Annotated in this window: 13 protein-coding genes; 9 read left to right on the top strand and 4 right to left on the bottom strand. The window is 46.5% G+C overall.

Annotation, left to right across the window (positions count from 1 at the left end; all coding sequences use genetic code 11):
• Nucleotides 1–400: 400 nt before the first annotated feature.
• The 9 genes from NT010_05330 (at nucleotide 401) to NT010_05290 (ending at nucleotide 9,512) form a co-directional block, all read left to right on the top strand.
• Nucleotides 401–3,313 (top strand): hypothetical protein, encoded by a 2,913-nt coding sequence (locus NT010_05330; GenBank protein MCX5805478.1) that lies wholly within the window; start codon nucleotides 401–403, stop codon nucleotides 3,311–3,313.
• A gap of 374 nt (nucleotides 3,314–3,687) precedes the next feature.
• Nucleotides 3,688–3,897, top strand: a complete 210-nt coding sequence (locus NT010_05325) for a 4Fe-4S binding protein (protein MCX5805477.1) — start codon at nucleotides 3,688–3,690, stop codon at nucleotides 3,895–3,897.
• 8 nt (nucleotides 3,898–3,905) lie between these two features.
• Nucleotides 3,906–4,961, top strand: coding sequence for a 3-methyl-2-oxobutanoate dehydrogenase subunit VorB (locus NT010_05320; protein MCX5805476.1), 1,056 nt, complete (start codon nucleotides 3,906–3,908; stop codon nucleotides 4,959–4,961).
• A complete protein-coding gene (locus NT010_05315; GenBank protein MCX5805475.1) occupies nucleotides 4,961–5,701 on the top strand; it encodes a thiamine pyrophosphate-dependent enzyme in 741 nt (246 codons plus the stop codon). The genes NT010_05320 and NT010_05315 overlap by 1 nt, the downstream gene beginning before the upstream one ends.
• Nucleotides 5,695–6,234 (top strand): 2-oxoacid:acceptor oxidoreductase family protein, encoded by a 540-nt coding sequence (locus NT010_05310; GenBank protein ID MCX5805474.1) that lies wholly within the window; start codon nucleotides 5,695–5,697, stop codon nucleotides 6,232–6,234. The genes NT010_05315 and NT010_05310 overlap by 7 nt, the downstream gene beginning before the upstream one ends.
• Before the next feature lie 117 nt (nucleotides 6,235–6,351).
• Nucleotides 6,352–6,780: an ACT domain-containing protein gene (locus tag NT010_05305; protein MCX5805473.1), complete on the top strand. Its 429-nt coding sequence runs from the start codon at nucleotides 6,352–6,354 to the stop codon at nucleotides 6,778–6,780.
• 180 nt (nucleotides 6,781–6,960) lie between these two features.
• Nucleotides 6,961–7,533 carry a hypothetical protein gene (locus NT010_05300; protein ID MCX5805472.1) on the top strand — a complete coding sequence of 191 codons (573 nt, stop codon included), beginning with the start codon at nucleotides 6,961–6,963 and terminating at the stop codon, nucleotides 7,531–7,533.
• 164 nt (nucleotides 7,534–7,697) lie between these two features.
• Nucleotides 7,698–9,002, top strand: coding sequence for an MFS transporter (locus NT010_05295; GenBank protein MCX5805471.1), 1,305 nt, complete (start codon nucleotides 7,698–7,700; stop codon nucleotides 9,000–9,002).
• Between the two features lie 81 nt (nucleotides 9,003–9,083).
• Nucleotides 9,084–9,512: a hypothetical protein gene (locus NT010_05290; GenBank protein ID MCX5805470.1), complete on the top strand. Its 429-nt coding sequence runs from the start codon at nucleotides 9,084–9,086 to the stop codon at nucleotides 9,510–9,512.
• 9 nt (nucleotides 9,513–9,521) lie between these two features.
• Here NT010_05290 and NT010_05285 read toward each other — a convergent pair whose 3' ends face one another.
• The 4 genes from NT010_05285 to NT010_05270 form a co-directional block, all read right to left on the bottom strand.
• Nucleotides 9,522–10,226 (bottom strand): TPM domain-containing protein, encoded by a 705-nt coding sequence (locus NT010_05285; GenBank protein ID MCX5805469.1) that lies wholly within the window; start codon nucleotides 10,224–10,226, stop codon nucleotides 9,522–9,524.
• Nucleotides 10,227–10,316: 90 nt separating this feature from the next.
• Nucleotides 10,317–11,219, bottom strand: a complete 903-nt coding sequence (locus NT010_05280) for a TPM domain-containing protein (GenBank protein MCX5805468.1) — start codon at nucleotides 11,217–11,219, stop codon at nucleotides 10,317–10,319.
• Nucleotides 11,220–11,252: 33 nt separating this feature from the next.
• Complete coding sequence (locus NT010_05275) at nucleotides 11,253–11,837, bottom strand: LemA family protein (GenBank protein MCX5805467.1); 585 nt, start codon at nucleotides 11,835–11,837, stop codon at nucleotides 11,253–11,255.
• A 12-nt stretch (nucleotides 11,838–11,849) separates the two neighbouring features.
• Entirely contained in the window at nucleotides 11,850–12,113 is a 264-nt protein-coding gene (locus tag NT010_05270; protein ID MCX5805466.1) for a hypothetical protein, read from the bottom strand.
• Nucleotides 12,114–12,164: the final 51 nt, after the last annotated feature.

Raw genomic sequence — 12,164 nt, 5'->3', positions numbered from 1 at the left:
TGGCCGTTATTGCTGCAATGAGAAAATTGCTTCTTATCGCACATGCTGTATATAAGGGTAAAGTACCATATCGTGATGTATGATAAAAAAACTAAAAAAGGAGAGTTTTGGGCTTGACATTAATGACAGTATCTGACCCCAATGGGTTCCTATGGGTTCGGCGAATTCTTCTTGACATAATGTATGCAAATGTATAACAATAATTACATCCTGAAAAAGCCATACCGCCGGCCCGGGGAAACGGAAAGTCAAAGGATCCTGCCAAGCGCATGACAGCCTGACTGCCAGGAGAGATGGGAGAACGGGAAAACATCATGCCTGGCAGTATCTGCATCGCAGCAACTCTCCCATAGATACACACAACACAAACAAAAACAAGTACACCGGGGGCTCAGATACGATGATGAAACAAAGAACCATTGCGAAGACCTGGACAACGATACTACTCCTCCTTCTTATCGTCCTCCTGACAGGGACATCAGCAAAGGCGGCAGATCACATCTACGCAGGACAGACGGCGACGTATACCGATCGCTATGCGGAATGGGTCTGGTATGGACAAATCAGATGGCCTATAGATATCTGGGTCGATAACTGGGGAACGGTTAATTCCAACGGCCGCAATGACGTACGGATCAGTGATTGGAACTGCGGTGGGGGTGATTGTACGAACATCATCAACAACTCCGGCGCTGTATGGAACAACTACGGCACCCTGGATTTTGCAAATCGCGGAGGAGGCGACTGGGGCAAGGCATGGCTGAAGAACTCGGGCGCCTTCAACAACCAGTCCAGCGCAACTCTGAGAATTAACGCTGAGAGCTGGATCGAAAATTACGGCAGCGGTATAATCACGAACGCAGGGACAATTGACAACAAGTGGATCATATCCAGTTCGGGCACAATTACCAATCAATCAGGATCGACGCTTACCAATCAATCAGGAGCTACATTCACGAACTCCGGCACCATTACCAACTCCGGCACACTCATCAACTCCGGCACCATTACCAACTCCGGCACACTGAACAACAAATCGGGCGGCACATTCACAAACTCCGGCACATTCACAAACTCCGGCACGCTCACAAACTCCGGCACAGTGGTCCTTGCAGAGGGCAGTTCCTACAACTTTACCGGCGGTACGCTGAACAACAACAGCGGCGGCGCGCTGGAACTTCGCCGCGAGCTTACCCTCGGAGCAGCCAACTCCGGCACCGTGAACCTCAACACCGGCGGCACGTTGCAGAACTTCGCATATCTGACAATTGCGGCAGGATATACCCAGAGCAACGCTGGTACGTTGAACAACTCCAGCATCCTTCGGAATCAGGGCTGGATCAAGAACTCCGGTACGGTGAACAATAATTCCGGCGGGGTAATGTTCAATTCCGGTACGCTGGACAACAACACCGGCAGCAGCCTAACCAACTCCGGCAGCCTTACCAACTCCGGTATACTGAACAACAACAGCGGCGGCAATCTCACCAACTCACTCAGGATTTACAACGAGAGCAACAGCACGCTCAATAACTCCGGTATACTGGACAACAACAGGGATTTGAGCAATGCTAATGCAGGCACTTTAAACAATAACGGTACTTTAAACAATAACAGCGGCGGCTATTTGTTTATCAACACCTGGCGGCCCGGTAACGGATGGGGTGGCGGCACACTGAACAACACCGGCACGATCAACAACTCCGGTTCAATCTACAACGATTTAGCACGAGACGATTATGGCACCTTATACCAAAGCACACTGAACAACTCCGGCACGATCAACAACACCGGCACGCTGTACACCAGCTTCAGCACGCTGAACAACTCCGGCACGATCAACAACACCGGCACGATGGTCAACTATGACTACGGCACAATCAACAACTACGGCACGATCAACAACATCAGCGGCAGCAGACTGGAAAACTCCCATTACAGCAAGCTGAACAACTACGGAATCCTTAAACTGACCGCGGGCAGTTCCTACTACTCCAACTCCGGCACCATCAACAATAACAGCGGCGGCACGCTGGAGCTCGGCGTCAACTTCACCTTCGGCGGCACAGCCGGCACCTTGAACCTTAACGCCGGCGGCACGCTGAATAACTACGCGGCCCTGGACATGGCGGGAGCTTGGCGGCAGACCAACACCGGCACGCTGAATAACTACGCGACCCTCACCAACAATTACCAAAGCATGCTGACCAACGCGGGCACGCTAAACAACTACGGCACTCTCACCAACAATTTCATGAGCACGCTGACCAACGCCGGCATGTTGACCAACAACAGCGGCGGCACGCTGAATAACTACTATACGTTGACCAACAACAGCGGCGGCACGCTGACCAACTCCGGCACGCTGACCAACAGCTACTATATGACCTACGGCTACAGGTACGATGGCGCGGTAAACAACTACGGCATGCTGACCAACTCCGGCACAATCAACAACTCCGGCACAATCACCAACAGCAGTACATTGAGCAACACCGGCGTATTCACCAACGCACGGCTTGTAAGTAACCAGGCAGGCGCTGCCCTTACCAACTCCGGCACGCTGACCAACAACAGCGGCAGTGTCCTTACCAACTCCGGCACCCTGAACAACTCCAGCACCCTCTCCAACTCCGGCACCATCAACGGAAGCGGCACTTATACCCAAACCGCAGGGACCACCACCAACACCGGCAGCATGGGCCAGGCAACAATTGACATTCAGGGAGGCACCTTCAACCAGCAGGCAGGCGCCCTGAGCGTACCAGGCATCACCAACAGCGGCACCTTCAACTATACCGGCGGCACCTTCAGTGCCACCTCCTTCACCAATACAGGTCTCTTTAAGGGAGCAGGAAGCATCAGTACTGCCACCTTTACCAATAGCGGTACCCTCGCCCCCGGCAATTCCCCCGGCACCTTAACGATCACCGGGAACTATATCCAGTCTTCAGGCGGTATCCTCCAGGTAGAACTGGGAGATGCTGCCCATGATGTCCTCCACATTACCGGGGCGGCAAGCCTCGAGGGGATCCTTGAGGTCGTCCTCTACGGTACCTATACCCCGCAGAACGGTTCATACTATACCTTCCTGACAGCCAATAACGGTATCACACGTCCCTTTACCTCCGTCAACGGACCGAAAGGATGGATCTGGAATATCTCCTACCAGGATCTCATAGGAAGTGACGGCAAGGTCGATACGGCCATCCTCACTGCCGCAAACCCTGTCCCCGTACCCCCGGCAGTCTGGCTCCTGGGCTCAGGACTCCTGGGACTCATCGGGATCAGGAGGAAGCTGAAAAAGCAGTAAACCAGAGGGAAGGACCAAGAGAGGGCGAATTCAACTTCAGAGTGCAATCAGGATGAGTCTTATAAGGGAAAATACCGAAAAGATGTTGATTATGTTCTTTCCATCATGCCGGGGGCTGTGGCAAGACTGAGAGAGATGTCGCCGTTTTATAAAAGATGATTACACCGGCTGCGCCGGGATGGCAAATCAGCGGCAAACTACGGGAAATGCACCTGCATGTGATTTAAAACCTGATATGACACCGTTATTTATCTTAATGGAAAATATGGGAAAAAAGTTGACAAGCAATATCTTCGTAGGCTATTCTAAGACGTTTAAACGATAAAAATCCGGGCGTTCAAGAACAGGAAAATGTTTAAGGCGGTTGCTTATTGATGAAGGCTTATATTAACATCGAGCAGGAACGTTGCAAAGGATGCATGCTATGTATGGAGTTTTGTCCCAAACAGGCCATAATCCTCTCGAACACACTTAATGCTAAAGGATATTTCGTTGCCTCTTTTGATGCAAAAAAGGAGTGTACAGGTTGTGCTACCTGTGCAGTCATGTGTCCGGATGTGGCGATAGAGGTGTATAAAAGTTGAGAAAGCTGATGAGCGGCAATGCCGCACTTGGAGAGGCAGCAGTACTTGCAGGATGCACCTGTTACTTCGGTTATCCTATAACCCCCCAGAACGAACTTACAGAACATATGGCAAAAAGGGTTCCTGAAACAGGCGGGGTTTTTATTCAATCCGAGAGTGAAATTGCTGCAATCAACATGGTTCTTGGAGCAAGCGTAGCAGGTGCCCGCGCAATGACATCATCAAGCAGTCCAGGCATCAGCCTCAAGCAGGAAGGTATCTCCTATCTTGCCGCAGACGAACTTCCGGCAGTAATTGTGAATATGGTGAGAGGAGGCCCGGGCATGGGCAATATCTCTCCGGCTCAATCAGACTATTTACAGGCTACACGAGGCGGCGGTCACGGAGATTATAAGACAATTGTTCTTGCACCGGCTTCAGTGCAGGAACTTGCCGACTTGGTTCCCGTTGCCTTTGATCTTGCCGATGAATACAGAAATCCTGTTATCATTCTGGGTGACGGTATGCTCGGGCAGATGATGGAACCGGTAAGCTTTGATAATATCAAACCGAAGAAAGACTATCCGAAGGATTATATCCTGACAGGCGCAAAAGGAAGACCTTCGAGGATGATCAGGTCACTGCTTTTTGATACAAAGGAAGAGGAAGAGCACAACTGGAAACTCTTCCGGAAATACCAGCGCATGGAACAAAACGAGGTCCGGTACGAAACATTTCTAATTGATGATGCAGAAATGATAATCATTGCTTATGGCATTGCAGCAAGAATTGCAAGAGGAGCGATTAAGCGGCTTCGTCAGGAGAACCTGAAAGTCGGCATGATCCGGCCTATAACGGTTTGGCCTTTCCCGATGAAAGTCATTCAGGAAGCAGCGCAGCAGGTCAGCGATTTCTTTGTCTTTGAAATGAGCACCGGTCAATTGATTGAAGATGTAAAACTTGCCTTAAACGGCAAGGGACATATCCACTTTTACGGCCGTCCCGGAGGTGTTATCCCCACGCCTCTTGAGTTATCCCGCATTGTATCCCGTCATTGTTATCTGGCACAGCGGAGGAAAAAGTAGTGAAACAGATCTATGCCCGCCCTAAATCCCTCAAAGAAGCACATTTTCATTATTGTCCCGGATGTGGTCATGGCATCATAAATCGTCTTATTGCCGAGGTGGTGGATGAAATGGGGCTCAGGGACACAGTCATATGTGTTGCGCCTGCGGGTTGCGGCATGCTCCTATATAATTATTTTGATATAGATACCCTTGAATCTGCTCATGGCAGGGGCGCTGCAGTGGCAACGGGCATAAAAAGGGTAAGGCCTGAAAATCTTGTTTTCTCATATCAGGGAGATGGCGATCTTGCTGCAATCGGAACTGCTGAAGGTTTTCATGCTGCAAACAGGGGCGAGCCGATTACGGTGATTTTTGTAAATAATGGTGTTTACGGTATGACCGGAGGGCAGATGGCTCCGACAACACTGCATAAACAGGTGACAACAACAACCCCTTTAGGAAGAGACTCGAATCTGGCAGGTCATCCGGTAAAGATCTGTGAAGTTTTTGCACTTCTTGATGGCACATCTTATCTTGAACGTGTAGCAGTAAACAAACCTTCAGCAATTATCAAAGCCAAAAAGGCCATTGCCAGGGCATTCCAGCATCAGTTGAAGAGAACAGGCTTCTCGCTTGTTGAGATTCTTTCTCCGTGTCCGACAAACTGGAAGATGAGCTCTGTTGAATCCTGTAAATGGATTGACGATGTTATGAGTAAGCAATTCCCGCTGGGTATTATCAAAGAGGTAACATGCTGATAAGGACAATCTTTTCGGGATTCGGCGGACAGGGTGTGCTGTCCATGGGTTATACCCTTGCCAATGCAGCTATGTTTGAAGGCAAGTATGTTACATACCTGCCTTCCTATGGTGTAGAGGTACGGGGCGGGACTGCTAATTGTACGGTTGTGGTGTCTGATGAAGAAATTGCTTCGCCGGTTGCATCAGAGCCGGATTTTGTTGTTGCCATGAACCAGCCTTCCTTTGCACGGTTTCAGAGTGTCCTTCAGTCCGGCGGCCTCCTCTGTGCAAATTCTTCGATTGTGGATACATCAGCTGCCAGAAGGGATATCGAGGTTTTAAACATACCGACAAGCGAGCTTGCTGAAAAGCTCGGGACAATAAAAGTTGCCAACATGATTATGTTGGGAGCGTTCATCAAAGCGAGCAATATTATCTCCTTTGATTTTGTGATAAAACACCTTTCCGAAATACTTGGCGAGGGGAAGTCAAAACTGATAAAGATGAACAAGGAAGCTCTTGATCTTGGTTTTAACTATGTGAATGAGTAACTGCCCGGCTTGAGAGGCAGGGCCTTTAAGGTTCCCGTTATTATTGTGGGCAATCATACAATCTCAAGTCTGCTGAATTGTCCCGACCCATGACAGGCTATATAAAGGAGTAAAAAAATGGTCATCAAACAGATATCAATCAGTCTTGAAAATACACCGGGTGCGTTGTCGGCTGTAAGCGAGATTCTCGGGCGTGAAGGCGTGAATATACGTGCCATATCAGTTGCCGATACATCGGATATCAGCACAGTCCGTTTTGTTGTCGATGACCCGACAAAAGCGAAGAACATTTTAAAAGCTAACGGGTATTCACCAAAGGAGACGGACGTTCTTGCCGTTGAGACACCTGACCATGCAGGAGGATTGAACGCAGTTCTCAAACCTTTGAAAAATGCAGGTATAAATGTCCACTACCTTTACCCTCATCTGGGGCGTATAAGCAACAGCGCAATTGTAATACTCGGAGTAGACAAAACAGATGAAGCGCAGAAAGTATTAAAACAGAATTGGGTTCATACAGTCGGAAAAGAAGTATACAACATATAATTCCATTTTGCTTTTATTCATTTACGGCCTCTCTATCTGCCCTGACGGACAGGCAACTGTGTTGTCTCATAATGGATATAACACTCTACTTGATAGCATGTTTCTCATACTCCTCAATAGCAAGGTGCAATAAAAACAGTTGTTTTTTATGTATATGCTGAAATTGGCGATAATACATACATGAGAAATTGGAAATTCCTGTCAGGCATTCTTGCAGTCATTGTTATTTTCATTGTATTTTTTGTATTCTTCTTCAATAAAAAAGTCCCTGAACCTCCAAAACCTTTGCAAAAAAAAGTTGAGCTGCCGCCGCCAAAGCCTGCTGAACCGCCAAAGAAAGACATGAATGAGGTAAAAGAAGAGCCAAAAACAAAGGCAAATGAAAAAGAGATTACAAAACAAAATGAAAAGCAAATTGTCAGGGAGAAAAAGGAACCTTCCAGGAAGCAGGAACCGCCCGTAACGACTTCTGTTCCGGGTTTAAAAACACAGAATCAGCCAAAGATAGTTGATTTTGGCAGGCTCAATAAAGAATTTAGCTCATATGGTTTGAATGTGTGGGCTTCAGAATTGAAAAACAATGAAATCTTTTTGAACGGCTATGTAAAAAACGAAAAAGAGAGAAGAGCTGTTTTGTTAATTGCGCGGCGATATAAAGCTAATATTACGGATATGATCAATGTTGTTAAGGTTTACAGCATCGAAGAGTCAGATAACAAACAAGTTCATCAACCGCTTCCTTTCAGCAGATAATTATTTTAAAATGTACGGTTGCAAGATCTGACTACACAGATAATCCAACACTTGCCTGAATAATTTGGAAAAGAAGAAAAACAATGCTAAATTAATAGATGAATTTAATAAATAAAATCCGTCCCTATTGTCCCGGAATCTGATCCTCCCGGGGTATGGAATAAGTGGTTTTCAGAGACGATAGACAGCTCATGGCCGGTAAATATAAAAAGGACTTACAATATGTCAGGTTCAGCGCCTATGGTTTTCTTAAAAACCTGAAACTCTTCGAGCCTTTCCTGATCTTGTTTTTGCTGGAGAAAAACCTGAGTTACACTCTAATAGGCATGCTCTATGCTTACAGAGAAATTATGACCAACCTCCTTGAAGTGCCGACAGGCATGATTGCCGATGCACTCGGCCGGAGGTGTGCCATGGTTAATTCGTTTCTTGCCTATATAATCTCCTTTGTAATCTTCTACTACGCCTCGGCGTATTGGTTTTTAATGCTTGGCATGACCCTGTTTGCTTTTGGAGAGGCGTTCAGAGGCGGTACCCACAAGGCTATGATCTTCGAATACCTTAAGATGAAAGGCTGGCAGGATTATAAAGTTGATTACTATGGATACACACGTTCCTGGTCGCAAAACGGTTCGGCTATTTCAGCCTTGATTGCAGCAGGGATCGTATTTGTCAGCGGCCGCTACGATATTATATTTCTGGTTTCAACTCTACCCTATATTCTGAACTTATTTCTAATGCTCTCATATCCCCGGGAGCTTGATGGGGAAATCCATAAGAGAGATAGTATCAGAGAGAGCTTCATCACGATCTGGCAGAGTTTTAAGATAACTTTTAAGGGTCCCGGCACCTTGCGGGCAACCACAAATGTCTGTATTTATGATGGGTTTTACAATGCTGTCAAGGATTTTCTCCAGCCCATCATTAAAAGCCTTGCTCTGGCCTTGCCACTTATAACCTTTCTGCAGCAGAAACAGCGTTCAGCCATTCTTGTCGGCATCACCTACTTTTGCATTTATCTGATGACTGCACGTGCAAGCCGGTATTCGGGCGCATTTGCTGCGCGTTTTAAAACGCTCGCCATGCCGTTGAATCTGACAATGCTCACGGGTTTTGGCCTCGGCATTTTTTGCGGGCTGACCTACTTTATTGGTTGGAATATAACGGCAATTGTTCTGTTCATGGGCATTTTTATCATTCAGAACCTCAGATCTCCCATGAGCGTAACCTATGTAAGCGACACGGTCCCATGCGAAATCCTGGCTACATCATTGTCTGTGCGCTCTCTGGTGACCGCATTTTATACCGCTATTATGGCCTTTACAGTAGGCTTCCTGGCCGATCATCTCGGTTTGGGTCCGGCCTTAATTATTCTTTCTTTAGGCTTGACAATACTGATCCCTCTGTATTTGGTCAGAATAGAAAAAAATCCCTTGTCCTGTGCAGACGAAATAATCCTTGATCCCTGAGAATGCAGGGCAATCCATGCTCCGTCAAAGTTGCTTAACCTCTTGAGTTTTAGCCTGGCGTCCTGATATAATACACAGCATATGTTTAATCCGGCCCAAGCACCTCCTGATATTGTTGTCCCCGATGATATGCATATAGATCACCCTGATCCCGAAATACCGGAAAAAATTAAACAGTTCTTCGGGAAAACAGGCAAATGGTGGGGCACATGGACAAGCCCGCAGGTTAAAGGCGGTTATAATGCTGTACTTGTGATAAAACGGATTATAAACCCGGAAAAAGCTGATATAGCCTATCTTACGTCTGATTTCCCTCAGTGGTATATTGAAAAAAGTCTCTGGGAGACCACAGCAAAATTTCTGAAAAAAGAAACAGGCAGGATATCCCTTCTGATACCGTACGACCCCTGGCACACACATATTGAATGCTGGTTTGAGAGTAAAGCGTTTGTGGGGGTTATATACAACAGGTTTATGCTTTCACGCATTACCTGGAAGCCATTTATTTAACACAGATTGTTATTCCGTTTCTCTTCCTGAATCGAATATGACATCGTCCGGTAATTCATCGACATCGCTTTCAACAGCAGGAAAATGTTTTGCAAGCAGTTCCCCGGCTTCCATAATGGCTTCACAAAGAGCATCACAAGCGCGCCCCTCTTTTATGCCATTTGAAACAATATTGGCAAATCTGTTTAAGGTATTCTGATGTATCTTCCCGTGAATGCCTTTGTCTGCAAGCACCCATACCTTTCTTTCGAGTAAAGAAAGAAAAAAGAGCACCCCGGTATTCTGTTTTGTTTTATACAAGCCTTTCTCATAGAATGCCCGCAAGGCTCTCTCCTTTACTGCCCCTTCCTTCCTTTTTTTACCCACAAAGGCAAATTTCAGAGAGGGTATTTTTTTAAATAAAGCCCTGATGGGAAAAAAAAGTATTACAGCCAGAGGGATGAAAAGCCACATAGTAGAATGGAAGAAGAATTCTGCTATTGTCTCTGACATATGAAAGAGTATCTCTGTTACGATGAAAGAGATTAAACTGCATGAAAGTACACTGCCGATGATTTCCGCTTCCCTGTATAAACCGCTGTGGTCAACAACCATGACGGCTATCTCGCCGATTGTACGGGACTCGACATTAACGGTTGCCTTTTTAATAAGCTCTCTCTCTTCTTTAGAAAAAAACTTTTCCGACTTTATGTGGTGTTTAATTCCCATAGGCATTTAAACTCCAATCTCCTCAACTACCTTTTTTGCCGAAATTCTATTCATTAAAATCCACAATCGTAATCCTGAATCCTAAACTGCTAAAAATTACCAGTCTCCTGAACCGCCGCCGCCTCCGAAGTCGCCGCCGCCTCCGTCAAAACCGCCCCCGAAATCGCTGTCTCCTCCTCCGCTACCGCTTCCCCATCCCCCTCCGCCGAACCACGGGCCGCCGCCGAACCCTCCGGCAGAAAATAAAAGAGGTAAAAGTATACCCATTACTAAACCCAATATGCCAAAAATCACAATTAGTATCAATGGGGCGCCGAAAAACAGATACAGAACAGCAGGCAATCCAAGAGCTCCGGCTGCACCCCCCAGCACCTTTGATATCCTGCCGAGAAAAAGCAGGACAACACCCGCAAAAAAGATAATTGTGAAGTAAGGGGAAATACCCTTTTTCCTTGCAGAAGACGTTCTGGCCTCTGCTTTAAACTCTCCCCGTGTTGCATCGATGAGAGCATGTACACCGGCAGTAAATCCTCCATCATAATCGCCCCTTTTGAATCTCGGTTTTATTACCAGGTCGATAATTCTTCCTGCCGTCAGGTCGGTAAGACTGCCCTCCAGACCCCGACCTACCTCAATCCGGATCTTCCTGTCCTGATTCGAAACAAGAAAAATAATACCATTGTCCTTGCCTTTTTGACCGATCTTCCATGTTTCGCCGACTTTAATGGAAAATTCTTCCAGTACCTCCCCCTGAAGAGATGGAATTGTAATAATGACGACCTGCGTTGAATCGGACTGCTCAAAGGCCTTCAGTTCATCCTCTATCTGAGTGCGTGCGGAAGGAGAGATCATATTTGCATAATCGTTTACATAGCCTTTAAGAGGTGGGACATCAAGAGCAAAACAGGGAACAGTGAACAGTGAATAGTGAATAGTAAGAAACAAAAAAAATAATAGTATTTTAAAAAGGAACTTCCTAATCATTTCGGTTCTTTTCACCGTTCACCATTCACTATCTACTATTCACTGCCTTTAAAACTTCACCGTCGGCGCTTTTTCCGCTCCTGCCTCAGCTTTAAAAGCTTCCTTAGGCGTCAGATGGAGCAGCATGCTGTTTGTAAGGCTATTCGGGAATATCCGTATGGACGTATTAAATGTCTGCACACTTTTATTATACCTAACCCTGGCCACATTTATCCTGTTTTCTGTGCCTTCAAGCTGGTGCTGGAGATCCATGAAATTCTGATTTGCCTTCAGGTCCGGATATTTCTCAACAACCACCATAAGCCTTGACAGTGCACTGCTCATAGCCCCCTGTGCAGCCTGGAATTGGGCCATGGTTTTAGGATCGCCGACCATGTCTTTTGAAACCTGTATGCTGCCGACCTTTGCTCTTGCCTCTGTAACTGCCTGAAGTGTTTCCTTCTCATACTTTGCATAGGCCTTGACAACTTCAACGAGATTCGGAATCAGGTCGCTTCTTCTCTGGTATGATGCTTCAACATCTCCCCATGCAGCCTTCACTGCCTCTTCATTAGCCTGCATAGTGTTGTAGCCGCAGCCGGATAAACTGAAAACAAAAAATATAACAGCAATATACATGAATACCTTTTTCATTATAAATCCTCCTTATTCACTTGGCTTTTTCCTGGTCTTTTTTTGGTTCCCATTGTCCTGTCCCCGCATGACCTTCTGCATGCAGGGCATGTTCTTATGAACCAGGGATTTTTTAATATCACAGTACATCGCAACAAAGGTTCTGCAGCTTCCTGCACCGTCTACTGCCGTCTCCTGCGGTGTCTGAGCATATATGCACATCAGGTCGCAGAAATTCAGCAAAGATGCTGTTTTTTTATCTGATAAAACTGTTTTATCCTGTCCTTTACTCATCATTTGTCTCTTTTTACTATTTCAATACGGAACGGTTGCGACCGTTCCCTGCAT

The organism is Pseudomonadota bacterium (assembly GCA_026388275.1).
GTDB lineage: Bacteria > Desulfobacterota > Syntrophorhabdia > Syntrophorhabdales > Syntrophorhabdaceae > JAPLKB01.
Note: the sequence above shows the minus strand (reverse complement) of the source record. Positions and strands in the feature narration are given on the sequence as shown.